The sequence below is a fragment of the Mesorhizobium sp. WSM4813 genome, from assembly GCF_055811555.1.
Window position 1 is genome coordinate 25,751 of record NZ_JBVVQU010000008.1, and the last position, 24,292, is coordinate 50,042.

The 24,292-nt window shown below is 63.5% G+C and carries 18 protein-coding genes; 5 read left to right on the forward strand and 13 right to left on the reverse strand.

Features of this window, described 5'->3' with window-relative positions:
- Position 1: 1 nt before the first annotated feature.
- A complete protein-coding gene (locus AC0L25_RS06380; RefSeq protein ID WP_473594705.1) occupies positions 2-814 on the forward strand; it encodes a helix-turn-helix domain-containing protein in 813 nt (270 codons plus the stop codon).
- Between the two features lie 3 nt (positions 815-817).
- Here the strand turns inward: AC0L25_RS06380 and AC0L25_RS06385 are convergent, their stop codons facing one another.
- Positions 818-1,717: a DMT family transporter gene (locus AC0L25_RS06385; RefSeq protein ID WP_473594801.1), complete on the reverse strand. Its 900-nt coding sequence runs from the start codon at positions 1,715-1,717 to the stop codon at positions 818-820.
- Positions 1,718-1,761: 44 nt separating this feature from the next.
- Complete coding sequence (locus AC0L25_RS06390; protein WP_473594706.1) at positions 1,762-4,068, reverse strand: xanthine dehydrogenase family protein molybdopterin-binding subunit; 2,307 nt, start codon at positions 4,066-4,068, stop codon at positions 1,762-1,764.
- Between the two features lie 156 nt (positions 4,069-4,224).
- Here AC0L25_RS06390 and pepN point away from each other — a divergent pair, with 156 nt between their 5' ends.
- Both pepN and AC0L25_RS06400 read left to right on the forward strand, forming a co-directional pair.
- Positions 4,225-6,870 (forward strand): aminopeptidase N, encoded by a 2,646-nt coding sequence (pepN, locus tag AC0L25_RS06395; protein WP_473594707.1) that lies wholly within the window; start codon positions 4,225-4,227, stop codon positions 6,868-6,870.
- Positions 6,871-7,062: 192 nt separating this feature from the next.
- A complete protein-coding gene (locus tag AC0L25_RS06400; RefSeq protein ID WP_473594708.1) occupies positions 7,063-9,390 on the forward strand; it encodes a PAS domain-containing sensor histidine kinase in 2,328 nt (775 codons plus the stop codon).
- A gap of 122 nt (positions 9,391-9,512) precedes the next feature.
- Here the strand turns inward: AC0L25_RS06400 and AC0L25_RS06405 are convergent, their stop codons facing one another.
- From AC0L25_RS06405 to AC0L25_RS06420, 4 genes are all read right to left on the reverse strand, one after another.
- A complete protein-coding gene (locus AC0L25_RS06405) occupies positions 9,513-12,470 on the reverse strand; it encodes a bifunctional [glutamine synthetase] adenylyltransferase/[glutamine synthetase]-adenylyl-L-tyrosine phosphorylase (protein ID WP_473594709.1) in 2,958 nt (985 codons plus the stop codon).
- The gene (locus tag AC0L25_RS06410) at positions 12,470-13,939 is read right to left on the reverse strand and encodes a sensor histidine kinase (protein ID WP_473594710.1); all 1,470 of its coding nucleotides are present in this window, start codon (positions 13,937-13,939) and stop codon (positions 12,470-12,472) included. The genes AC0L25_RS06405 and AC0L25_RS06410 overlap by 1 nt, the downstream gene beginning before the upstream one ends.
- A gap of 1 nt (position 13,940) precedes the next feature.
- Positions 13,941-14,615: a winged helix-turn-helix domain-containing protein gene (locus AC0L25_RS06415; RefSeq protein WP_473594711.1), complete on the reverse strand. Its 675-nt coding sequence runs from the start codon at positions 14,613-14,615 to the stop codon at positions 13,941-13,943.
- A gap of 407 nt (positions 14,616-15,022) precedes the next feature.
- Positions 15,023-16,552: a Do family serine endopeptidase gene (locus tag AC0L25_RS06420; protein ID WP_473594712.1), complete on the reverse strand. Its 1,530-nt coding sequence runs from the start codon at positions 16,550-16,552 to the stop codon at positions 15,023-15,025.
- Positions 16,553-16,737: 185 nt separating this feature from the next.
- On the opposite strand from AC0L25_RS06420, the gene AC0L25_RS06425 reads away from it, so the two are divergent.
- Both AC0L25_RS06425 and AC0L25_RS06430 read left to right on the forward strand, forming a co-directional pair.
- Complete coding sequence (locus AC0L25_RS06425) at positions 16,738-17,007, forward strand: CopG family ribbon-helix-helix protein (protein WP_473594713.1); 270 nt, start codon at positions 16,738-16,740, stop codon at positions 17,005-17,007.
- The gene (locus tag AC0L25_RS06430) at positions 17,004-17,312 is read left to right on the forward strand and encodes a type II toxin-antitoxin system RelE/ParE family toxin (protein ID WP_473594714.1); all 309 of its coding nucleotides are present in this window, start codon (positions 17,004-17,006) and stop codon (positions 17,310-17,312) included. The genes AC0L25_RS06425 and AC0L25_RS06430 overlap by 4 nt, the downstream gene beginning before the upstream one ends.
- On the opposite strand, the gene AC0L25_RS06435 is transcribed toward AC0L25_RS06430, so the two are convergent.
- The 7 genes from AC0L25_RS06435 to AC0L25_RS06465 all read right to left on the reverse strand — a co-directional run bounded on the left by AC0L25_RS06435 (position 17,309) and on the right by AC0L25_RS06465 (position 24,250).
- A complete protein-coding gene (locus AC0L25_RS06435) occupies positions 17,309-17,773 on the reverse strand; it encodes a cytochrome c-type biogenesis protein (RefSeq protein WP_473594715.1) in 465 nt (154 codons plus the stop codon). The genes AC0L25_RS06430 and AC0L25_RS06435 overlap by 4 nt on opposite strands.
- Entirely contained in the window at positions 17,770-19,761 is a 1,992-nt protein-coding gene (locus AC0L25_RS06440; protein WP_473594716.1) for a heme lyase CcmF/NrfE family subunit, read from the reverse strand. Before AC0L25_RS06440 ends, AC0L25_RS06435 begins: the two co-directional genes overlap by 4 nt.
- Before the next feature lie 74 nt (positions 19,762-19,835).
- Positions 19,836-20,279 (reverse strand): cytochrome c maturation protein CcmE, encoded by a 444-nt coding sequence (ccmE, locus tag AC0L25_RS06445; RefSeq protein WP_473594717.1) that lies wholly within the window; start codon positions 20,277-20,279, stop codon positions 19,836-19,838.
- Between the two features lie 3 nt (positions 20,280-20,282).
- On the reverse strand, positions 20,283-21,416 hold the full coding sequence (ccmI, locus tag AC0L25_RS06450) for a c-type cytochrome biogenesis protein CcmI (RefSeq protein ID WP_473594718.1): 1,134 nt from the start codon (positions 21,414-21,416) through the stop codon (positions 20,283-20,285).
- Positions 21,417-21,532: 116 nt separating this feature from the next.
- Complete coding sequence (locus tag AC0L25_RS06455) at positions 21,533-21,973, reverse strand: hypothetical protein (protein WP_473594719.1); 441 nt, start codon at positions 21,971-21,973, stop codon at positions 21,533-21,535.
- Between the two features lie 176 nt (positions 21,974-22,149).
- Positions 22,150-23,601: an ATP-binding protein gene (locus tag AC0L25_RS06460; protein WP_473594720.1), complete on the reverse strand. Its 1,452-nt coding sequence runs from the start codon at positions 23,599-23,601 to the stop codon at positions 22,150-22,152.
- Positions 23,585-24,250 carry a response regulator transcription factor gene (locus tag AC0L25_RS06465; protein WP_023800820.1) on the reverse strand — a complete coding sequence of 222 codons (666 nt, stop codon included), beginning with the start codon at positions 24,248-24,250 and terminating at the stop codon, positions 23,585-23,587. Before AC0L25_RS06465 ends, AC0L25_RS06460 begins: the two co-directional genes overlap by 17 nt.
- Between the last annotated feature and the right edge of the window lie 42 nt (positions 24,251-24,292).

The following is a 24,292-nucleotide window of genomic DNA, read 5'->3' on the forward strand; positions in this document are numbered from 1 at the left end:
CATGACAGCACCCCAGACTTCCGCCGGTAGCCTCATTCGCGAATGGCGCACGCGCCGGCGCATGAGCCAACTCGATCTCGCCATGGAAGCCGAAATCTCGCAGCGGCATCTGAGCTTCGTGGAAAGCGGCCGCGCGGCACCCTCGCGCGACATGGTGCTGCATCTGGCCGAGCAGCTGTCGATCCCGCTGAGGCAGCGCAACCAGCTCCTGCTGGCCGCGGGCTTTGCCCCTAGCTTCAGCGAGCGTTCGCTCACCGATGCCTCGCTGGCACCGGCGATGGCGGCCGTCGAGATCGTGCTCAAGGGGCACGAACCCTTCCCAGCGCTCGCCGTCGACCGACACTGGAACCTAGTGTCGGCGAATGCTGCCATCGGCCCGTTCCTTGCCAATGTCGCCGAGCCCTCCCTGCTGAAGCCGCCGGTCAACGTGCTGCGGCTCAGCCTGCACCCGGGTGGCGTCGCGCCACGCATCGTCAACCTCGCCGAATGGCGCGCGCATCTTCTTGACCGGTTGAAACACCAGAACGACGCTTCAGGCGACCCGGTTCTGGTCGAATTGGAACGTGAGCTTCGGACCTATCCGTCCGGCCTGAACGGCACACGACCGGTACCGGTCGAGCCGAACGCGATCGTGCACCCGCTGCGGCTGGCGCATGGCGATGCCGTGCTGTCGTTCATCAGCACCATCACCGTGTTCGGCACGCCGCTCGACGTGACGCTGTCGGAACTGGCGATCGAATCCTTTTTCCCCGCCGACGAACAAACGCGGACGGTGCTGGTCCGATTGGCGAAAGAGCGGGCCGAGCCGTCCTGATCATCATTGCGGCGGGGTCGCCTGGCGGGTGCGGGCACGTTCGAGGCCAAGCTGGCGCTCGCGCCAAATGATGAAGATGCCGGCGGCAACGACGATCACGCCGCCGATGAGCATATGAACCGTCGGGACGTCGCCGAAGGCGAGATAGCCGACGACGATGCCAAGCAGCATCGACGTGTACTCGAACGGCGCTACGACCGAGGCCTCGGCATGCCGATAGGCTGCCGTCATCAGAATCTGCGCGACCCCGCCGCAAAAGCCTGCAGCAATGAGAAGACCCGCCTGCACCGGTGTCAGCGCCTGCCAGCCGAACGGCAGCGAAAGCAACGCCAGGACGCTCGCCGTTACCGAAAACCACAGCACGATGGTTGCCGTCGGCTCGCTCTGGACGAGGTTGCGCACCAGCAGCATGGCGACGGCCGAGATCGCTGCCGCGACCAGGGCGGCGATGACGCCGAGCACCTCTTGATCGCCGAGTGCTGCGCCCGAACCCAGCAGCGTCAGTTCCGGCCATGAGATGACCAGCACGCCGACCAGTCCGACCGCAACCGCGCTCCAGCGATAGACGCGGATTGCTTCGCCGAGGAAGATCGAACTGAACACCACCACCAGCAACGGCTGTGCGTAGTTCAGCGTGATCGCTTCCGGCAGCGGCAGCCGCGTCAGCGCGAAGAAGCCGAGCCCCATGGCGCAGACGCCGACAACGCCGCGCGCAACGTGGTTGAGCGGGCGTTTGGTCGAGAAGCCGGTGCGAAGCTTTCCCTGGAAGGCCAGGAAGACGACGATCGGAAAGATGGCGAAGAAGGAGCGGAAGAAGACGATCTGGCCAGACGGCAGGGTGCCCGCCGCCTTGATGCAGGACGACATGCCGACAAAGACCGCCACCGACACGATCTTGAGCATGATCCCGGTCAGCGTGTTGTGCGCGCCGGGATGATCCGTCGGGTTCACTGAGCAGCTGCTTCCTGGATCGCTGCCCAGATGCGCGCCGGCGTCGCCGGCATGTCGATATGCCTGATGCCGTAGGCGCGATACAGCGCATCCGTCACCGCGTTAAGCGCGGCCGGCGTTGCTCCGATCGTGCCCGCCTCGCCTGCTCCCTTGATGCCAAGTGCATTGGTGGTCGAGGGCACGTTGCGGGTCTCGAAATGGAAGAACGGCAAATCGTCGGCGCGCGGCATTGCGTAGTCCATGAAGCTTGCCGTCAACAGCTGCCCGTCCTCGTCATAGACCGTGTTCTCGGTCAGCGCCTGGCCGATGCCCTGGACGACGCCGCCATGCACCTGGCCGGCCAGCAGGATCGGGTTCACGGTGACGCCGAAATCGTCAACGATCGTATAGCGGACTATTTCCGTCATGCCGGTGTCGGGATCGATCTCGACCTCGCAGATGTGGGTGCCGTTCGGATAGGTGCATTCGTCCTGCACGAATTCGCCAAAGCCCTTGAGATCGTCAGGGGTTTTCGCCGCCTTGGCGATGCTCGAAAAATCGATCGTGCGGTCGGTGCCGACGATGCGGGCAACGCCATTGGACAATTCGATGTCGGCGGCGGATGCTTCCAGTTCATCCGCGGCGATGCGCTTGATCTTGTTGGCCAGATCCTCGCCCGCGCGAGAAGCTGATACACCGCCAAGGGGAATGGAGCGCGAGCCGCCGGTGCCGCCGCCTGCCTTCAGCTCGTCGGTGTCGCCCTGGCGGACATGGATCTTGTCGATGTCGAGATGAAGCTTTTCCGAGAGGAACTGCGCATAGGCGGTCGCGTGCCCCTGCCCGTTGGTCTGGGTGCCGATCTTCAGCGTCACCGTGCCGTCGCCGTTCAATTCGACAAAGGCCGGTTCAGAGCCCGGAAAGGCACAGGCTTCGATATAGGTCGCCATGCCGATGCCGCGGATTTTGCCGACCACCTTCGACTGCGCCAGCCGCTCCGGAAACGCCTGCCACTCCGCCTCTTCGATGGCGCGGTCCATATGGCCCGCGAATTCTCCGGTATCGTAGAGGCGGTCGGTCTGCGTGCGATAAGGGAACTGCTCGGGCTTGATGAAATTGCGCCGGCGGATCTCTTCGACGGGAAGGCCCAGATCGTGAGCGCAGGCGTCGACGAGCTTCTCCAGCAGGAATGCCGCTTCCGGACGGCCGGCGCCGCGATAGGCATCGACCGGACAGGTGTTGGTGTAGAGGCCGGTCACCGACACATCGAGCGCCTGGATGTCGTAGACGCCGGTCGACATGGTGACCCCGATATAGGGGATGAATGGGCCGTATTGCGAGACATAGGCGCCGATATTGGCGAGAAGATCGACCTTCATGCCGAGGAAGCGGCCGTCCTTGTCCATCGCCATCTCGGCGGTCACGACATTGTCGCGGCCTTGCGCATCGGTAAGGAAATGCTCGGTGCGGTCGCCGGCCCATTTCACCGGGCGACCAAGGCGCCTGGCGGCCTCGAGCACCAGCGGATATTCGCGATAGACGAAGCTTTTCGGTCCGAAGCCGCCGCCGACATCCGGCGTGATAACGCGCAACTGGTTCTTTTTGATCTTGAACACGTCGGCCAGGATGTACTGCATGAAATGCACGCCCTGCGAGCCCGTGGTCAGCACGAAGCGGTTCTCTTGCGTGTTCCACTCGCCGATCGCAGAGCGCGGCTCAATGTAGTTGCAGACCAGCCGGTTGTTGATGAATTCGATGCGGATGACATGCGCCGCCCTGGCGAATGCCGCCGCAGTCTTCGCCTTGTCGCCGATGTGGTAGCTGAAGGCGCGGTTTGAGCCGAGTTCCGGCCAGACCAGCGGCGTGCCTTCGTCAAGCGCCGTGGCGGTGCCGGACGCGGCATCCTCGCCCTCGTAAGCGACCTCGATCAATTCGGCCGCGTCCTGCGCCAGCGCGCGGCTGTCGGCGACGACGAAGGCGACGGCGTCGCCGACATAATTGACGCGGTCGCGGCAAAGGACCGGAATGTCGCGGGTCGGTGCCTTGGTGCCGTCCGGCTGCCTCTGCATGACGCCGGATTTCAGCTTGCCGAGATGAGCAAGGTCCGCGCCAGTCAGCACCAGATGGACGCCAGGCGCCACCTTGGCCGCCTCGGTCGAACCGACGGTGAAGCTTGCCTTGGCGACCGGCGAGCGCAGAACGTAGCCGTGCAGGAGGCCGGCCGGCTGGATGTCGTCCGTGTAGCGACCGAGACCCTTGAGGAAGGCTTGGTCCTCCCGACGCAGCACAGAGGCGCCCATGCCGAATTTCGGTGTGACGACGGTCAATGGATACCTCGCGATGATGATTGGAAAACGAGTGCCTGAAATAGGCGCTGCGCCAGTTTTGTCGAGTGACGGTTTCGTGTAAAGAGCGCGTGCTTCAAATTTCTTGGACCAGCGGACCCACCAGCCGCTGCGGGAATCGACAGGAAACCCCACGGAATGCGCACGGACACCGGCCAGGTCTTCAAGCTCGAAGACTATCGCCCCACCGACTATCTCATTCCGGAAACCGGCCTGACTTTCCGCCTGTCGCCAGAAGCCACGCGCGTCACCGCCGTGCTGACGGTTGAACGCCGCGACGGCATCGCAGCGTCAGTGCCACTGGTGCTGAACGGCGATGGGCTGACGCTCAGCCGCATCGCAATCGACGGCCGGACACTTGCGCCCACGGATTTTTTTGCCACGCCCGATCAGCTGACGATCACCACGCCGCCCGCAGCAACCCGCTTCCAGCTCCTGATCGAAACCGAGCTGGCGCCGGCGCACAACGAAGCCCTGATGGGCCTCTATCGCTCCAGCAATGTCTATTGCACGCAATGCGAGGCCGAGGGCTTTCGGCGCATCACCTATTTTCTCGATCGCCCCGACATTCTGTCCGTCTATACGGTGCGCATCGAGGCGCGGCAGCACGAGGCGCCGCTGCTTCTTTCCAACGGCAACCCGGCTGGAAGCGGCGAACTTGCCGACGGCTGGCACTATGCAGTCTGGCACGACCCCTTCCCCAAGCCGTCCTACCTGTTCGCCCTGGTGGCGGGCGCTCTCGGCAAGGTCGCGGACAGCTTCGTAACGTTGTCCGGCCGCGAGGTCGAACTCGGCATCTATGTCGAGCCGGGCAAGGAGCGGCTCGCCGGCTATGCCATGGACGCCCTGAAACGGTCGATGAAATGGGACGAGGAGGCGTTCGGCCGCGAATACGACCTCGACGTCTTCAACATCGTCGCGGTGTCCGACTTCAATATGGGCGCGATGGAGAACAAAGGACTCAACATCTTCAACGACAAATATGTGCTGGCCGATCAGGAGACCGCAACGGACGCCGATTTCGCCAATATCGAGGCGATCATCGCGCATGAGTATTTCCACAATTGGACTGGCAACAGAATCACTTGCCGCGACTGGTTCCAGCTTTGCCTGAAGGAAGGGCTGACGGTTTTCCGCGATCACGAATTCTCCGCCGACCAGCGCTCGCGAGCGGTGAAACGCATCGCCGAAGTGCGCACACTGCGGGCACATCAGTTTCCCGAAGACCAGGGACCGCTGGCGCATCCGGTGCGGCCGCGCCGCTACCGCGAGATCAACAATTTCTACACGGCGACGGTCTACGAAAAGGGCTCGGAAGTGGTGCGTATGATCCGCACCATTCTCGGCGCCGAGACGTTCCGGGCCGGCATGGATCTCTATTTCGAGCGCCACGACGGCGAGGCTGCGACGATCGAGGACTTCCTCAAGGTGTTCGAGGATGTGTCCGGTCGCGACCTCTCGCAATTTTCGCTCTGGTACCATCAGGCGGGCACGCCCAATCTGACGATCAGTTCGACGCACAATCCGGCAGCGCAGGAATTCACGCTCGAGATCGAGCAGTCGGTACCGCCAACGCCGTCCGAAAGCCGCAAGCGGCTGATGCATATTCCGCTGGCCTTCAGCCTGGTCGGCACCGATGGCAAAGCGATAGCGTATAGCGGCGTCGAGGGCGCCAGCGTCGAGGACGGCGTCATCCATATCCGCAAGCGCCGGCACATGGTGCGCTTCACGGGCGTTGCCGAGCGCCCGGCGATGTCGCTCAACCGCGGCTTCTCGGCGCCGGTGACGCTTTCCGTCGAGCAGAAGGCCGACGATCAGTTCTTCCTTGCCGGCCATGACAACGATACCTTCTCGCGCTGGCAGGCGTTCAACACGCTTTTGACCGATGCGCTGATATCAGCCTTCCGCCAGGTCCTTGACGGCAAGCAGCCCGGTTTCGCATCACGGTTGACCGAGCTTGCCGGCAAAATAGCCGGCGACGAGACACTCGAACCGGCCTATCGGGCGTTGGCTCTGGCGCTTCCGAGCGAAGCAGATATCGCCCGCGACATCGGCAAGAACATCGATCCCGATGCCATCTTCTCGGCCCGCGAGGCGCTGACGGCCGCGATTGCCGAGGCGAACCGCGAGATATTTTCCGGCCTTTACGATCGACTGGTCGACAAGGACGCTTTCAGTCCGGATGCGGCGAGCGCCGGGCGCCGGGCGCTGCGCAACATCCTGCTCGACTATCTCTCGCTGCTGCCGGAAGGTGCGGCGCTTGCGGCCCGACATTTCCAGTCCGCGACCAACATGACGGACCGCGCCGCCGCACTGACCGTGCTTGCGCTCCGCCACAGCGGTTCGCCCGAGACGGTCAAGGCGCTGGCCGACTTCGAAACGAAATATGCCACCGATCCGCTGGTGATGGACAAATGGTTCCAAATCCAGGCGAGCGTGCCCGGCCCGCAAACCATTGATGCGGTGCGCGCCCTGACCGGCCATCCGGCCTTTTCGATGGCCAACCCGAACCGGGTGCGTTCGCTCGTTGGCACGTTTTCCAGCGCCAACCAGACCGGCTTCCATCGCGCCGACGGCGAAGGCTACCGGTTTTTCGTCGAAACGGTCCTGCAGGTCGAAAAGCGCAACCCGCAGCTGGCCGCCAGGCTGGCGACAGCACTCAGATCATGGCGCTCGCTCGAACCTGCCCGGCAGGCCAAGGCAAGGGACGCGTTGCTGTCGATTGCCAATACCGATAACCTGTCGGCCGATTTGCGCGACATCGTCGAGCGCACGCTGGCGTAAGTTCGTCTCAAGCCTCCCCTGCTCATCGCAAGCAGCGCCATCATCGGCGGAAAGCCACTATTTTAGTCGATTTTTAATCTTTTTTCGCCGCGCCTATGGACAAGCCGAATCACCTTTGATTCTTTAGCTGAAGATTCGGAAGTGCGGCGTCGCCGGATCGTCAAGCAGATTTAAAATCGGGGAGAGCCATTTATGGCGAAGGCGGACGCGTGGGGCGCGCCCGGAGGGACGGCTTTTGAGCGGCGTGAGGCGAGAAGCGATGGTCTCGCCGGCAACGCGCGGCTCATCGCCGAACCCGCCTACCGACGGCTCCTGGCAGCCGAGCCATTGTTGCGCCGATCGATACCGGCCCTCATCATCATTTTCCTGGTCGTCATCGCGGCGCTGCGGTTGCTGTCGCTGATGAACGAACGTGACGACGTGGAACGCGACGCCAAGGCGATCCTTTCGCTCGCGGCGGGCCAACTGGCCAGTTCGATTAGCGTTGATGCGAACTTGGCCTCGACGCCTGGCGCGACACAGGACCTGTTGGAGGGCATCAGCCGTCAGGGCGCGATGGGCCGAAGCCACGTGCTTGCGGTCACCGACAGCGCGTTCAAGATCGTTGCCGTGACCCCGCAATCGACGGGCTGGGAAGGGCGGTCACTCGACGCCGTCACCCAGGGCGGTCAGCCGCTGTTCATGTTCGGCGACCGTGCCGGGGTGATGGAGGTCAGAATCGGCGGCCAGGACTGGTATGCGGCGGTGAGCCTGACAAACGGCAGGAACGGTGCTGCCGCAGCGCTCGTTCCGCAGGAAGCGGTCTTCGACACGTGGCGCAAGACCGTTTCGCTCAACGTTACGCTGTTCGTGCTGACAGCCGGCGTGCTGATCATCATCCTCTACGCCTATTTCGGCCAGGCGGCGCGCGCCCAGGCCGCCGACCGCATTTATCTCGAAGCGCACCAGCGCATCGATATGGCGCTGGTGCGCGGCCGCTGCGGCCTGTGGGACTGGGACATGGTGCGCGGCAAGATGTACTGGTCGCGCTCGATGTACGACATGCTGGGCTATGAGCCCTGCGACACAATGCTGTCGTTCGGCGAGGTCGACGAGATCATCCATCCCGAGGACGGCGACCTGTTCCTGCTCGCCAACAGGATCGTTGCACGCGAGATCGATCACATCGACCAGGTGTTCCGGATGCGCCATGCCGACGGACAATGGGTGTGGATGCGCGCAAGGGCGCAGGTGATCGACCCGGAAGCGCCGGAGATCCAGCTGATCGGCATCGCCGTTGACATCACCGAGCAGCGGCACCTGGCGCTGCGCTCCGAGGCCGCGGATCTTCGCCTGCGAACGGCCATCGAAAACATCAACGAATCCTTCGTGCTCTGGGATTCCGCCCAGCGCCTGATCATGTGCAATTCCAAATACCAGCAGGACAACGGCCTGTCGGACCGCGACGTGATGCCGGGCGCCTCGCGCGCCGTCCTGGAAGATCGCATGCTTGCCTTCGCCTCGGAGCGCCGGCTTGCCAACACCAACGGGCAGCAGGGCGGCGTGACTTTCGAGCGGCAGCTTGCCGATGGCCGCTGGCTGCAGGTGAACGAATTGCGGACCAGGGACGGCGGCACCGTTTCGGTCGGCTCGGACATCACCCAGATCAAGCTGCACCAGGAGAAGCTGGTCGACAGCGAACGTCGGCTGATGGCGACGATCCACGATCTCAGCCTTGCCCGCCGGGCTGAGGAAGAGCGGTCGCGCGAACTGGTCGAGCTCAATCACAAATATATGAAGGAAACCGAGCGCGCCGAGGCCGCGAACCGAGCCAAATCCGAGTTCCTGGCCAACATGTCGCATGAATTGCGCACGCCGCTCAACGCGATCATCGGCTTCTCGGAGCTGATGGAACAGGCGCTGTTCGGGCCTTTGGGTTCGCCGCGCTACGAGGAATATGCCACCGACATCAACGGCAGCGGCAAATATCTTCTGGGCGTCATCAACGACATCCTCGACATGTCGAAGATCGAGGCCGGCCAGTTCTCGATGGATCAGGAGGAAATCGACCTCTGCCCGCTGATGCGGGAAACGGTGCGCGTCATCTCGCTGCAGGCAGCGGAAAAGTCGATCACCGTCGAAACACGCATCCCCGATTCGCTGACGCTGTTCGCCGACCGCCGGGCGATCAAGCAGATCATCATCAACCTCCTGTCGAATGCGGTGAAATTCACCGGCCAGGGCGGCCGCATCGCGGTAAGGGCCCGCAACACATCCAGCGCTCTGGTCCTGACGATCGAAGACAATGGCTGCGGCATCCCGAAGGAGGCGCTGAGCAAGCTCGGGCGGCCGTTCGAACAGGTGCAGAACCAGTTTTCCAAGAGCCATGCCGGTTCCGGCCTTGGCCTTGCCATCTCACGCTCGTTGGCCGAGCTTCAGGGCGGCGCTTTGAAAATCCGCTCAACCGAAGGCACCGGCACGATCGTGTCGGTGCGCATTCCGACCAGGAAGCCGACGCAGCCGGTCAGGGCCGCCGCCTGATAGTGAATAGTTAATAGTGAATTAGTCATTAGTCATTAGTCAGTAATGAATTCTAATTCCATTCACCATCCACTATTCACAATTCGCCATTTCACTACCCACTACTCACTACTCACTACTCACTACCGTTTTGCACCAAGCAAAATGCCAAAATCCTTCCTGACCTTTTGCGATGTCTCCTTGAGGTGCGCTTCCAGCACCCCGAAATCCGGCAGGTCGGTGACCGCCAGAAGCAGATCCGAAAGCCCCGGCGGAACGTCGTCCCGTTCGAACGCGCCGGTGAGGCAGAGCCGCGTCATCTGGGTCAGCGCCAGATAGAGCGCATAGGCATCGCAAAGCTCCTGCCTGACCTGGGCCTCAGTGAAATCCGGCGCCAGCCTTGACAGGACTTCCGCCGTCCCGGTCACCCGGCGGCCAGCTTCGACCTTGCCCGTGATCACCGCCACCTGCGCGATGAATTCGAGATCGATGAGACCGCCCGGGGTCAGCTTGATGTCCCAGAGATCGCGCGGCGGCTTTTCCTTCTCGATCATCGCGCGCATCTCGGCCGCCTCGGCCATCACCTTGGCGCTGTCGCGCGGCAGGGCAAGCACCGCAGCCACCTCGGCCTCGACCTCGGTGCACAGCGCTTGATCGCCGCCGATCGCACGAGCCCTGGACAGCGCCATGTGCTCCCAGGTCCAGGCATCCTTGCGCTGGTACTTCTTGAAAGCATCGACATGGGTCGCCACCGGCCCCTTGTTGCCGGACGGCCGCAAGCGAAGGTCGAGCTCGTAGAGAACGCCCTCAGCGGTCGGCGCGGACACGGCTGATATCAGCCGCTGCGTCATCCTGGAGTAATAGTGGGATGGGGCGAGCGGCTTGTCGCCGTCGGATTCTTCGGCATCCGCATCGTGATCGTAAAGCAGGATGAGGTCGACGTCTGAGCCGGCCGTCAATTCGCGGCTGCCGAGCTTGCCCATGCCGAGCAGCGCAACCGTGCCGCCGGCGATGCGACCGTGGCGCAGCGCGAACTCAGCGATGACCGCCCGTAGCGCCGCGTCGATGGTGAGATCGGCCAGATCGGAAAAGGCACGGCCGGCGCGGGCCGGATCAATCGAGCCGGCAAGCAGCCTGACACCGATCAGGAATTTTTGCTCGGACGCAAAGATGCGCAAGCGGTCGAGCACGTCCTCATAGGCCCTGTCGCCCTCGAGGAACGCGGCGAGACGGCCGGACAGATAGGCGCGGTCCGGCAGCTCGGTCAAAAGGGCCGGATCCAACAGGCCATCGAACACGTGCGGCCGGCGCGTGATGATAGCGGCCAGCCGCGGAGCGGCGCCCATGATCGTCGCCAGCAGCTTCAGCAGAGCCGGATTGGACTGGAGCAGCGAGAAGAGCTGGATGCCGGCGGGCAGGCCGGCAAGGAATTCGTCGAAGCGTATCAACGCGTCGTCCGCCCGGCGCGTCTGACCGAAGGATTGCAGCAGCGCCGGCGTCAATTCGGTCAACCGCTCGCGCGCCTCGGCCGACTGGGTGACGCGATAGCGGCCGAAATGCCAGCCACGGATGACGCGGCAGATGTCGCTCGCCCGCTGGAATCCCAATCTCTGCAGGGTCTGCAAGGTATCGGGGTCATCGACGTCGCCGGTAAAAACCAGATTGCCGATGCCGGCCGAAAGCTCGGGCGCAGTTTCGAAGAGTGCTGCGTAGTGGCGTTCGACCTGGTGGAGTGCGGCGCGGAACGCGTCGGCAAAGGCCGCCGCATCGGCAAAGCCCAGAATGCGGGCAATGCGTTCGAGCTCTTCGTCATCTTCCGGCAATACATGAATCTGCTCGTCGGCGACCATCTGGACGGCATGCTCGACGCGGCGCAGGAACCAGTATTGCCGGGCGAGCGCGTCGCGAGCATCGGCCGTGATCCAGCCGCGTGCCGCAAGCTGGCCAAGCATCGGCACGGTCTCGCGGCCGCGCAGCTCGGGGAAGCGACCGCCGGCGATGAGCTGCTGGGTCTGGACGAAAAATTCGATTTCGCGGATGCCGCCGCGGCCGAGCTTGACGTTGTGGCCCTTCACCGCGATCTCGCCAAGCCCCTTGTGGGCGTGGATCTGGCGCTTGATCGAATGGACGTCGGCGATCGCCGCATAGTCCATGTATTTGCGCCAGATGTAGGGCTGGAGGTCCTTCAGGAACGTAGCACCGGCGGCGATATCGCCGGCCACCGGACGCGCCTTGATCATGGCGGCGCGCTCCCAGTTCTGGCCGCGCGCCTCGTAGTAGCGCAGTGCCGCCTCGACCGGGATCGCCAGCGGCGTCGAGCCGGGGTCGGGACGAAGCCTGAGATCGGTGCGGAACACATAGCCGTGTTCGGTGCGGTCCTGGAGAATGCGGACCAGCCGGCGCGTCAGGCGCGAGAAAAGCTCCGTCGCATCGAGCGGATCGACGACGGCAGGCGCTTGCGGGTCGAAGAAAACGACGAGGTCGATGTCGGAGGAGAAGTTCAACTCATGCGCGCCAAGCTTGCCCATGCCAAGCAGGATCCAGCCCGACCGGCGCGCCGGATCCTCGGGGTCCGGCAGTTTGAGCTTGCCTTGTCCGTGCGCGTCGCGAAGCAGGAAGTCGACAGCAGCGCGGGTGCAGGCGTCGGCAAGATCGCTCAGCCGCCGTACTGTGATTGCAGTTTCAGCCTCGCCTGCAAGGTCGGCCAGCGCGATCAGAACATGCGCTTCCGCTTTCCATTGCCGCAGCTCCATCATTAGGCTGCTTTCGGAAACGGCTTCCGCCCGCGCGGCCTTGTCGATCGCGGCGCCGATCGACGCCAGCCGGGCCTCGACCGTCTCACCGAAATGCGCGTCCAGGATCTGCGGGCGGCGGCGCACTGTGTCGCGGAGAAACGGCGACAGGTCGAACACTGCGGCGAGGAAATCCTGGACGGCGCCCTTGCCGGTGAGAAATTTCGCGAGCCGGGGAATCCCGTCTTCCTGCGCAGCGGAAGCGATTTCCGACAATTCCCGCCTGGCGCGGTTCCGATCCAGGGGGACGAGCATTGCCGCCGGTTTCAGAAGCCAGTTGGGCTGTTCCGCAGCCGCCCTCACCGCCATCAGCGATCCTCCCGTTCGGGAAAACTCATGACAACGGACAATCCGGGATCGGCGGGCAGAAGATCAAGCCGTCCGTTGTGGAATGTCATGATTGCCTTGGTGAGGCTGAGGCCCAGGCCGGAACCCGGCTGCGAGCGGCTTTTCTCCAGCCGCACGAAACGCTCGGTCGCCCTGGCGCGATCGGCATCGTTGGGAATGCCCTGGCCGTTGTCTGTGACGGAAAGCCTGATTTCGCTCCCGACGCGATCGAGCGCCACGCGGACGGTCGGCTTGGCTGTCGAGTCGGTTGAATATTTGATCGCGTTGTCGACGATGTTCGATAGCGCCTGGCCGATCAGCTCGCGATTGCCTTCGACGGCGAAGGCATCCTGCACCGAGGTCTCGAGTGTCACACCCGCCTCCTCCGCCACCGGCTCGTAGAGCTCGACGACATCGCGCACGGACGCAGCCAGATCGACCCAGCTGGTGCTTTCTGAGGAATAGCCCGCCTCCAGCCTGGAGATCATCAGGATGGCGTTGAAGGTCTTTATCAGCTGATCGGACTCGGCGATGGTCGCTTCCAGCGCCTGCCGGTAGTCGGTGGGGTTGTGCTTGCCGGAAAGCGTCGCCTCGGCGCGGTTGCGCAGCCTGGTCAGCGGCGTCTTCAGGTCGTGCGCGATGTTGTCGGAGACCTGCTTCAGCCCTTCGTTCAGCGTCGCGATCCTGGCCAGCATAGAATTGAGATTTTCGGAGAGCCGGTCGAACTCGTCGCCGGCGCCGGTGACTGGCAATCGGCCGGAAAGGTCGCCGCCCATGATACGGCGGCTGGCCTCCGATACGCTGTCGATGCGCTTCAGCGCTGCGCGGCCGACGAAGAACCAGATCAGGAGCCCGCCGAGCGCCATCATGCCGAGCGCCAGCATCAAGGCGCGGCGGATGATGGCGCGGAACCGCTCCGGCTCGCCAAGATCGCGGCCGACCAGCATGATCATCTGGTTCGGCAGGCGCAGCACCAAGGCAATGGCGTTGTGGCCCTTCTCGCCTTCGACCTGGACTTCGCTCTGGCTGGGTTCGTTCGGGTCTGTGACCGGGTTGCGCTGCCGCTCGAGCTCGCCCTCGCCGAAGCGCCGGTAGGAAAACGGCTCCGTCGTCCAGCCCTCTGCCTCGAGAACGCCGGGCTCCAGGCTCTGCACATTTCCGGTTAGGATCTGGCCGTTGGTGTCGGCGATCAAATAGAGATTGGCGCCGGGCTGGCGGGAGCGCTGTTCGACTACGCGGACCAGCAGCGGCAAGCCGCCGCGCTGGTAGGCCCGGGCGAGGCCGAGCACTTCGTCGTTGATGGTCTCCTGCGTCTGGCCGGTCAGCATGCGTGCCGACAGCGAGGTCATATAGAAGACGAGCAGCACCGCACAGATGGCGAACAGCAGGAGATAAAGCGCCGAAAGCCGCGCTGCCGTCGTCTTCATGATGGCCGGCATGGAAAGAGCCATGCTACCCGCTCTTGAGCATATAGCCGGCGCCACGAACCGTGTGCAGGATCGGCTTGTCGAAGCCCTTCTCGATCTTGCCGCGCAGCCGCGAGACGTGAACGTCGATGACGTTGGTCTGCGGATCGAAATGATAGTCCCAGACATTTTCCAGCAGCATGGTGCGCGTCACCACCTGGCCGGCATGGCGCATCAGATATTCCAGCAGGCGGAACTCGCGCGGCTGCAGCGTAATCTCGCGCGCCGCGCGCCGCACCGAATGCGAGAGCCTGTCGAGTTCGAGATCGCCGACCCGGTAGACGGTTTCGGCTTCCCTGGCGCTGGCGCGGCGGTTCAGCACCTCGACTCGGGCCAGAAGCTCGGAAAAGGCATAGGGTTTGGTCAGATAGTCGTCGCCGCCAGCGCGCAAGCCGGTGACCCGGTCGTCGACTTCGCCAAGCGCCGACAGGATCAGCACCGGCGTCGTGTTGCCTCTGGATCTCAGACCGGCGATGACCGACAGGCCGTCGCGGCGCGGCAGCATGCGGTCGACGACCATCACGTCATAGTCGCCGGAATCAGCGAGCGCGAAGCCGGTTTCGCCATCGCCGGCGATATGGGCGGTGTGGCCGGCCTCGGTAAAGGCTTTCTGGAGGTAATCGGCCGCTTCGCGATCGTCTTCTATGACGAGAATCTTCATGGGACCGTTATACGCGATTTCGCTGGAAGATTGAGTGGCCGGCATATGCGTCGTGGCCTCACCAGGGCGTATCGCGAACAAAGTGATTCAAGGATACGCAGTAAGTCTTTGTTTTGGAATATCGTTGACCCCGAGCCGCCGGCACCCTCGGACAAGCCCGAGGCGGACTTTTGGGCGACATGCTTTGTTGCTTGAGCATGCCGTCATCCCAAAACCGCTTCACACTTTTGGGCGACATGCTTTGTTGTTTGAGCATGTCGTTATGCTCTGCTCGAGCGGCGGCGGGCGGTGGGAGCCCGCTGCCGCTGGGGCGGACCACGATGACTGACTAACGCATTCAGCCCCGTGCTTTTCCCATGCGACGGCTCGGGGTGTTTGAAACCGCCGCACCGGAAAAGTCTGGAACGTTAGCCCTTGGCGACAGGCAGCGCGACGAAGCGGTTGCTGTCGTCGCGGGTGATCTGCATCAGCACCGCCTTGCGGCCCGACTTCGCGGCATCGGCCATGGCCTTGGCGACGTCGTCGGTGCCATTGACCTCCGTCGAATTGACCGAGGTGATGACGTCGCCGGGCTGGATGCCGCGATCGGCGGCATCGCTATCGGGATCGACATCGGTCACCACAAGCCCTTTGCCATCATCGGATCTGGTGACGGTGAGGCCGAGATCGGCCAGCGTATCGGCCTTTGGCGGAGCGGAAGGCTGCTGGTCGGCCGAAGCCTGCTTGTCGCTCGAAGGCAGCGTGCCGAGATCGACCTTGACGGTCTCGCTCTTGCCGTCACGCCACAGCGTGACGTCGACCGGCTTGCCGGGCTGGTAGGCGCCGATCAGGCGGGCGAGTTCCTTCGGCGAAGCGACGTCCTTGCCGTCCACCTGAGTGATGACGTCACCAGCTGATATGCCGGCCTTCTTGCCGGGACCATCGTCCTGGGCGCTGGAAACGAGCGCGCCCTTATCGGACTTCAGCCCGAGCGATTCGGCGATTTCGGAGGTGACCGGCTGGATCTCGACGCCAAGCCAGCCGCGCTGGACGGTGCCGTCCTCTATCAAATCCTGCACGACCTGTTTGGCGGTCGACGCGGGAATGTCGAAGGCAATGCCGACGCTGCCGCCGGACGGCGAGAAGATCGCGGTGTTGATGCCGATGACCTGGCCGTTGAGGTTGAAGGTCGGGCCGCCCGAATTGCCGCGGTTCACCGAGGCATCGATCTGGATGAAGTCATCATAAGGACCGGCGCCGATATCGCGACCACGGGCCGAGACGATGCCGGCGGTGACCGTGCCGCCGAGGCCGAACGGATTGCCGACGGCCACGACCCAGTCGCCGACGCGAACCTTTGAATCGTCGGCGAAGTCGACATAAGTGAACTTGCGGTCGCCTTCGACCTTGAGCACTGCGAGATCGGTGCGCGGATCTGTGCCGACCAGTTTGGCGTCGAGTTCCTTGCCGTCATCCATCACCACCGTGAAGGACGAGCCCTCTCCGACGACATGGTTGTTGGTGACGAGGTAGCCATCCTCGGAGATGAAGAAACCGGATCCTTGGGCGACCGGCCGCGGCTGGCGGTCACGGCGTCCGAAACGCCGCATTCCATCCGGGCCATCCTGATCGCCAAAGCCACGGAACTCCCTGAAGAAGCGGCGCAATTGCGGATCGTCGGGAAGATTGCCGAAGGCGTCGGGCAGGTCGGAGCCGTCGTCGGCGGTCGATTCTATCTTGGCTTTGACTCGGACACTGACGACCGCCGGCGAAACGCGCTCGACCACGTCGGCAAAGCTCGGGACCTGCGGTGCCTCGACACGGACCGCGTCGGCCAGGACCGGGGCTGTCCCGGTGGCAACCGCGCCGAAGCCGATCGCGCCGGCAATGGCCACAGAAGCGGCGGCAGCCATCAGGCGTTTGCGGGTGCGGGGATATGAATTGGGGGCAATATTCATGGGTCTCGTATCCTCTTTCAAGGGATGCGCTTCGGTCGGCATCCTCGGGCAAGAGAAATAGAGGCGCGCACATTACGGCGCCATTTCCGGTGCATGAAACTTTCGTAATGTTTGCGGGCACAAACGCCTTGGTTGCGCCCGTCCGTTGCCCTATGTTGTACACAGTTCAGCACAAGGCCTTCACCATGACCGCAAGCGCCACCATGACGATTCGGGTTTCGTCCGAAACCAAGCTGAAGCTGGAGCGGATCGCCGCCGACACTCGGCGCAGCAAATCCTTCCTCGCGGCCGAGGCGATATCGGCCTATGTCGATCGCGAGCTTGAGATCATCGAAGGCATCAAACGCGGCATGGCCGACGCGGCAACTGGCCGTGTCGTGCCGCACGACGAAGCCATGGCGGAAATCGACGCCGTCATCGAAGCGTCGAAAGCCAGGCGTGCGGACAAGGCGTGAAGCGGTTCGTCTTTTGGTCGCGAGAAGCGCTGGACGACATCAAACAGCAAATCGCCTTCATCGCGCGGGACAATCCAGCCGCCGCCAGACGCCTTGCGGATCGCATTCGTGATGCGGGCCGCGGTCTTGGCGACATGGCGACGGGCCGGCCTGGCCGAGTAACAGGCACCTATGAGAAGCCCATCAGCCGCCTGCCCTACGTCATTGCCTATGAGCTGCGGCCGATCGCCGGGCGTGAGAGCGTCGTTATCTTGCACGTCATTCACACGTCACGGGACTGGCCGCCGGAGGAATGGCCTAATTAGTTACCCAGCATCTTGTCCAACGCTGCCTTCTCCTCGGCGGTGAGCACGGCCGCAGGCGTCGAACGGCGCGACCGGGCGGTCAGCACGATGAAAATCCCGCCGGCAAGCAGCAGAAGGACCGGCGTGCCCCACAACAGCGCATTGCGCAGGCTGAAGCGCGGCTTCAACAGCACAAACTCGCCATAGCGGGAAACGATGTAGTCGATCACCTGCTGGTCGGTGTCGCCGGCGACGAGGCGCTGGCGCACCAGCACGCGCAGATCGCGGGCAAGGTCGGCATCGGATTCGTCGATCGACTGGTTCTGGCAAACCATGCAGCGCAGCTCTTCCGAAAGCGTCCGCGCCCGCGCCTCGAGCGCCGGGTCGGCCAGAACCTCGTCGGGCTTCACCGCAAGTGCGGCGCCGGCAAACAACAGTGTCAGCAGCAGGATTAGCGAGGCCAGCGAAAATCTCGCGGTCATGGCAGGCTCGCGGAAGGCACGGCGCCCGCCGACTTGCGGCGGCGGGACGGTGCCCCGACGCGCAGCCGCCGGTCCATGAGCGACATCGCAGCACCTGCCATCATGACAAGGCCGCCACCCCAGATCAGCGTCACCAGCGGCTTCCACCACAGCCGCACCACGACGGAGCCGTCGGCCCCCTCGTCGCCAAGCGAGAGATAGAGTTGGCTGAACCCGATCGTCTTGATACCGGACTCGGTCGTCGTCATTTGTCGGACCGGATAGGAGCGCTTGGACGAGGTGATCACGGCGGTGGTGCTTCCATCAGCGCCGAGCAGGGCGAAGCGGCCGCGATCCTCGCTGTAGTTAGGCCCTCGAACCGGATAGAGCCCTTCGAATCGCAGCGTGTGGCCGGACAGTTGCACGGTCTCGCCAGCGTGCATCGACAAGATCTTTTCGGTGCCGAAGCAAAGCGTGCCGACGATGCCCAGCGTCGTCAGCCCGAGACCGAGATGGGCGAGCGCGGTGCCGAAGACCGAGCGCGGCAGGCCGGCGAAGCGCCTGAGCATGATGCTGGGCGCGACAATGCCAAAGCCGGACTTGACGGCAACATCGGTGAGCGCGCCGCAGATCAGCCAAAAGGCTAGGCCGACGCCGAGTGCTGCGAACACCGACGCGCCGTCGATGAACAAGGCCGTCACCAGCACGGCCAGAAGCGCTGCAGCGAAGGCCGCCATCAGCCGCTGGGCGACGGCGAAAATGTCGCCACGCTTCCAGGCCAGCAGCGGCCCGAACGGGACAACGACCAGAAGCGGCACCATCAGCGGGCCGAATGTCAGGTTGAAGAATGGCGCGCCGACCGAAATCTTGTCGGCTGAAACGGCCTCGACGGCCAGCGGATACAGCGTGCCGATCAGCACGGTGGCGGTGGCCGTGGTCAGGAACAGATTGTTGAGGACCAGCGCCCCTTCGCGCGAGATCGGATGGAACAGGCCACCGGCCGTCAGCCTCGAGGCGCGCAGGGCGAACAACGCCAACGATCCGCCGATGAACAGTGTCAGGATGCAGAGAATGAACACGCCGCGCGTCGGATCGGTGGCGAAGGCGTGGACGGAAGTGAGCACGCCGGAGCGCACCAGGAAGGTGCCGAGCAGCGATAGCGAGAAGGTCAGGATCGCCAACAACAACGTCCAGATCTTCAAGGCAGAGCGCTTTTCCATGACGATCGCCGAATGGAGCAGCGCGGTGCCGGCCAGCCAAGGCATGAACGAGGCGTTCTCGACCGGATCCCAGAACCAGAAACCGCCCCAGCCAAGTTCGTAATAGGCCCAGTAAGAGCCCATGGCGATGCCGCCGGTCAGGAACATCCAGGCGACCAGCGTCCATGGTCGCACCCAGCGGGCCCAGGACGCGTCGATGCGGCCTTCGATAAGGGCGGCGACCGAGAAGGAAAAGCAGATCGAGAAGCCGACATAGCCGAGATAGAGCAGCGGCGGGTGGATGGCGAGGCCGAGATCCTGCAGGATCGGATTGAGATCGCGGCCCTCGATCGGCGCCGGATTGAGCCTGGCGAACGGATTGGACGTCGCCAGGATGAACAGGAAGAAGGTGGCGCCGATCGCCCCTTGCACGGCCAGCACGTTGGCTCGTAGCGTCGCGGGAAGATTGCTGCCAAAAGCAGCGACGAGCGCGCCGAAGAAGGTCAGGATCAGCACCCAGAGCAGCATCGAGCCCTCGTGATTGCCCCAGGTGCCGGTGATCTTGTAGATCAGCGGCTGCAGCGAATGCGAGTTGTCCCAGACATTGGCCACCGAAAAATCCGACGTCGCATAGGCTATCGCCAGCGCCGCGAAGGACAGCGCGGTCAAGGCAAAGCCGGTCACCGCGACCGGGCCGCCGACGGCCATCATCCTGAGGTTGTTCATGCGCGCGCCGACCAGAGGCACCAGCGTCTGCACCAAGGCCAGCGCGAATGCCAGGACCAGCGCGAAATGTCCGGTTTCAACCATTCTGGCGCTCGCCAGGTTTTTGTTTTGCCGCAGTTTTTTGCCGCAAAACCGTGCGACACTTTTGCGGAACCTGCTTAGTCACTTTTGCTCTCCTGCCACACGCCCTTAGACTTGAGACCGTCGGCCACCTCCTTGGGCATGTAGTTCTCGTCGTGCTTGGCCAGCACGCTGTCGGCGACGAAGACGCCGTCCGGGCGGAACGTGCCTTCAGTGATGACGCCCTGCTCCTCGCGGAAAAGATCGGGAAGAATGCCGGTGTAGGTGACCTTGACCTGCTTCTGATTGTCGGTCACCGAAAAAGCGACGGTGGCCCCCTGATCGCGCTCGATCGTGCCTTTCTCGACGAGGCCGCCGAGCCTGATACGCTGCCCTGGCTGCAGGCTGGCGGTGGTCAGATCGGCGGGCATGTAGAAGTAGGAAGCCTTCTGGCCGAGCGCGTAGAAGGTCAGGCCGGTGGCGGCACCGAGAAAGGCCAACCCTCCGGCGATCACCGACAGTCTTTTCTGCTTGCGCGTCATGTTTTACTCCGTCGCCGTCAGGCCGAGCGAGACAGCAAAGGCGGTGAATTTCTTCGCTTCCTCACTATCGGAGCCAAAAACGGCGATACCGCGATTGAGCGCGTCGCGCGCCTGATCGGCCTTGCCCAGCACCACATAGGAACGAATAAGTTGCATCCATCCTTCCGTATCGCGCGGGTTTTGGCGAAGTTTTTCATCAAGCCCCGCCACCATGGTGTTGATCATCGCTTCCCGGTCCTGCGGCGACATCGACGAGACGGCCTCGACATCCCCGGCGTTCGGGCCTTTTGCAGGCTCTCCCGAAGCGACGCTCCGCCTGGCGGATTCGGCCAGTGCCTGCTCGACTGGGCCGCGCCATGGCGAATCCTGCGGCAAGGCCGCGAGCATTTTCTGCCAGCCAGCTGTTGCCTCCTCAGTGCGGCCTTCCTGCGCCATGCCCAACGCCAGATAAAAGCTGGCCTTCGGATTTGCCGGATCGAGCTTCAGCGCCGCCTCGAAAGCGGCCTGAGCGTCGGCCGAAACAATGCCGCCCGCTGCGCTGGCGATCGCCTCGCCGAGGCCGGCCTGGCGGGCAGCGCTGTCGCCGTCGAGGCGAATGGCGTTGCGGTAAGCCGTCACCGCATCGGAAAACCGCTGCATGCGCAGATAGACCGGCGCCAGAACATCCCAACCCCTGCCATCAGACGGATTGGCGGCAAGGTGGGCCTCGGCGCGCGCCACCAGTTCGTCCACCGAACTGTCGGCGGGATTCTTGGCCATCCGCTCGCTGAGCGGCTGCGACGGCAGATCGGGCGAGCCGAGTTGGCTGTACAACCCCCAACTGACCAGGGGAATCGCCAGGACGGCGGCCGTCGCAACCAGTCTGGTCGCCGTCGACGGCTGCCGCGCCGCTGCCTTATCGGCGGCATTGTCCAGGCGAAGGATGCGGCGGGCGATCTCCGCACGCGCCTCTTCGGCCTCCGCCGGCTGGATCAGGCCACGCGCCACGTCCCGGTCAAGCTCGGACAACTGGTCGCGATAGACTTCAAGGTCATGATCGCTGCTCGCTGAACCACCCTTCGAGCCGCCGGCCAGCGGCAGCAGAACCGCCAGGCTTGCACCCAACGTGAGAATGGCAGCTATGACCCAGAACAGCATGCTTCTTCCAATAACGGCAGAGCCCTGCCCTGCCAACACAGGCGTCCTGCGACGCTTTGACGGCAGATGCGTCGCATGTCCTTGATCGATGTCAACCGGAGCTATCCGGCCGGTCGTTATGTCAGTGGCGTCCAGCTGCCATCGGCGTTGCGGCAAGCCGTTCCGCGCGCGGTGGCGCCGGCGGCGCCGGTAAAGACTGTATGGGTGTATTGCCGGCAGTCCTGCGAGCCGACACGATAGGGCTGGGCGGCCACGACTTCACCGTAATGCGCCGACCGATCGCTCTTCCACGTCACCTTCTGGCCGCTCGCCGTGTGCTCGAGCGCCCTGTATTCCGCCTCCAGCGCCTTGCGCTTTTCCGGATCGCTCAAGCCGGTACCGATCGATCCGCTGACGAGGCCGCCCCCCATGGCGGAAATGATCGTCGTCGCGATCTTGCCGTCACTTGGCGGCGTGGCGGCCGGCTGCGGCGCCACCGTGGGCCCCGGGCTGTTGCCCAGCGTCGTGCAGCCGGAAACGGCCAGCAGTGCGGAAACGAGCGCGACGCGAATCTTCATGCCAACAACCGGTTTTCTTGAGTTAGAGCTGGGCCGCGCCATCGGGGAAGTCGGCGTGGCCATAGTGTCGATGTTTGTCGGAAATTTGGCCGCGGCCGACGGCTCCGGGACCAGTCGACATGCCGCAATATCACGCCCCGTCGATCAATGTCGACTGGCCCAGCAAAAGCATTAGTCTAGTGAAGGCTCCGCAATCGAACCACCGCCTTCAACCCGCCCATGCTGGACCGTTCCAGAGCCAGAACGCCTCCATACTCGTTGACCAGGTCGGCGACAATGGCAAGTCCAAGCCCGGTCCCCGGCTTTGTCTCGTCAAGCCGCCGTCCGCGCTTGAGCGCCTCGCGCGCCTTGTCTTCGGGAATGCCCGGGCCGTCATCTTCGATGCTGATCTCGAACAGATTGACAGCACCCTCCTTGCCTACGCCACTCTTCTTGCCGGAGATTGGCGCCACCGACACGGCGACCGCGCTCTTTGCCCATTTCATGGCGTTGTCGAGCAGATTGCCAAGCAATTCTTCCAGATCCTCGCGTTCGCCGGCAAAGACGATATCGACTGCCGGCAGCGAAAGCGAGAGAGCGGTCTGCGGGTTGAGTTTTTGCAGCACGCGCACCATGCGTTGGACCAGCGGTGCCACCGGCGTGCGGTAGACGACGCTGTCGCGCTGCGCCGCGACCCGGGCGCGCTGCAGATAATGATCAACCTGCTTCTGCATCGAGGCGGCCTGCTCGGCTATGAGCTGGCCCTTGGCGCCGCCAAGCGCCCGCCCCTCGTTGATCAGCACCGCCAGCGGCGTCTTCAGTGAATGGGCGAGGTTGCCGACCTGCGTCCGCGAGCGCTCGACGATACGCTTGTTGTTTTCGATCAGCGCATTGGTCTCGTTGGCGAGCGGTTCGATCTCGGCCGGGAAGCGGCCGTCGAGCCTTTGCGCGCTTCCTTCGCGCACCATGGCGAGAGCGTCCCTGACCCGGCGCAGTGGCTGCAGGCCCAGCAGGATGGCAATGGCGTTGATGGCGATCATGCCGACGCCGAACAGGGAAAGATAGGTCAGCAGGCGACGCTGAAAGGCACCTATCTCCTGCTCGAGCTCGGTCTTGTTGCCCATGACACGGAAGCGCGCTGCGCGATTTTTCGCGTCGAGAATGAATTCGCTCTCGAACACTTCCAACTCCTCGCCATTGATCCCTTCTGTCGCATAGCTGCGCTGGAAGCTGGCATTGAAAGGAACCTCGGCGACGCTTGGCGACAGGATCATCTTGGTCATCGAAGAGGAGTGCAGCTCACCGCGCACGCCTTCCGACGCAGGCTCCACCGACCAGTACCAGCCGGAATTCGGCTCCGAGAACCGAAGATCGCCAAGGTCGGGAGCGCCGGTCAGCGAACCGCCTTCGGACACGCCGACCGAGCCGATCAGATTGAACAGATGCGCCGACAACAAGCTGTCGAAACCGCGCTCGCTCGCCTGGCGATAGAGGGTCGTGATCAGTGTGAAGATGACAATCAGGGTGAGTATCGCCCAGACCGTGGAAAAGGCGATCACCCGGAACGCCAGCGAACGCGGCCAGAACCGCAGTGAAAGCGGCGTTCTTGCAGTCTGTTTGAGCGGTTCCGCCTTACGCCTCCGGCTCACGCATTCGATAGCCCATGCCGCGAACGGTTTCTATCATGTCGATGCCCATCTTCTTGCGAAGCCGCCCGACAAAGACCTCGATTGTGTTGGAATCGCGGTCGAAATCCTGATCGTAGAGATGCTCGACCAGCTCGGTCCGGGACACGACTTCGCCCATATGGTGCATCAAATAGGCAAGCAGGCGAAATTCGTGCGACGTCAGCTTCAGCGGCACACCGTCGACATCGGCCTTGGAGGCCTTGGTGTCGAGCCGCAGCGGCCCGCAGGTCAACTCGGACGATGCATGGCCGGCCGCGCGCCGGATGAGCGCCCGGACCCTGGCCAGCACCTCTTCGATGTGGAACGGCTTGGTGACATAGTCGTCGGCGCCGGCGTCGATGCCGGATACCTTGTCACTCCAGCGATCACGGGCCGTCAGAATGAGGACCGGCATCTTGCGGCCGCCGCGCCGCCAGCGCTCGACTACGCTGATGCCGTCCATCTGCGGCAAGCCGATGTCGAGCACCACGGCATCATAGGGTTCGGTATCGCCGAGGAAATGCCCTTCCTCACCGTCGAAAGCCCGGTCGACGACATAGCCGGCATCGACCAGCGCGTCCGATATCTGCCGGTTGAGATCCTTGTCATCTTCGACAACGAGTACGCGCATGCGGGGATCATACCTGTTGAGAAGCTGCGCGTCAGATATAGG

What these genes read in the sequence shown, in the direction of transcription:
- AC0L25_RS06420 (WP_473594712.1), bottom strand. Translation starts at nt 16,552, where the DNA reads ATGAATATTGCCCCCAATTCATATCCCCGCACCCGCAAACGCCTGATG.
- AC0L25_RS06410 (WP_473594710.1), bottom strand. Translation starts at nt 13,939, where the DNA reads ATGGCTCTTTCCATGCCGGCCATCATGAAGACGACGGCAGCGCGGCTT.
- pepN (WP_473594707.1), top strand. Translation starts at nt 4,225, where the DNA reads ATGCGCACGGACACCGGCCAGGTCTTCAAGCTCGAAGACTATCGCCCC.
- AC0L25_RS06435 (WP_473594715.1), bottom strand. Translation starts at nt 17,773, where the DNA reads ATGACCGCGAGATTTTCGCTGGCCTCGCTAATCCTGCTGCTGACACTG.
- AC0L25_RS06465 (WP_023800820.1), bottom strand. Translation starts at nt 24,250, where the DNA reads ATGCGCGTACTCGTTGTCGAAGATGACAAGGATCTCAACCGGCAGATA.
- AC0L25_RS06385 (WP_473594801.1), bottom strand. Translation starts at nt 1,717, where the DNA reads ATGCTCAAGATCGTGTCGGTGGCGGTCTTTGTCGGCATGTCGTCCTGC.
- AC0L25_RS06425 (WP_473594713.1), top strand. Translation starts at nt 16,738, where the DNA reads ATGACCGCAAGCGCCACCATGACGATTCGGGTTTCGTCCGAAACCAAG.
- AC0L25_RS06415 (WP_473594711.1), bottom strand. Translation starts at nt 14,615, where the DNA reads ATGAAGATTCTCGTCATAGAAGACGATCGCGAAGCGGCCGATTACCTC.
- AC0L25_RS06400 (WP_473594708.1), top strand. Translation starts at nt 7,063, where the DNA reads ATGGCGAAGGCGGACGCGTGGGGCGCGCCCGGAGGGACGGCTTTTGAG.
- ccmE (WP_473594717.1), bottom strand. Translation starts at nt 20,279, where the DNA reads ATGACGCGCAAGCAGAAAAGACTGTCGGTGATCGCCGGAGGGTTGGCC.
- AC0L25_RS06380 (WP_473594705.1), top strand. Translation starts at nt 2, where the DNA reads ATGACAGCACCCCAGACTTCCGCCGGTAGCCTCATTCGCGAATGGCGC.
- ccmI (WP_473594718.1), bottom strand. Translation starts at nt 21,416, where the DNA reads ATGCTGTTCTGGGTCATAGCTGCCATTCTCACGTTGGGTGCAAGCCTG.
- AC0L25_RS06455 (WP_473594719.1), bottom strand. Translation starts at nt 21,973, where the DNA reads ATGAAGATTCGCGTCGCGCTCGTTTCCGCACTGCTGGCCGTTTCCGGC.
- AC0L25_RS06440 (WP_473594716.1), bottom strand. Translation starts at nt 19,761, where the DNA reads ATGGTTGAAACCGGACATTTCGCGCTGGTCCTGGCATTCGCGCTGGCC.
- AC0L25_RS06405 (WP_473594709.1), bottom strand. Translation starts at nt 12,470, where the DNA reads ATGGCGGTGAGGGCGGCTGCGGAACAGCCCAACTGGCTTCTGAAACCG.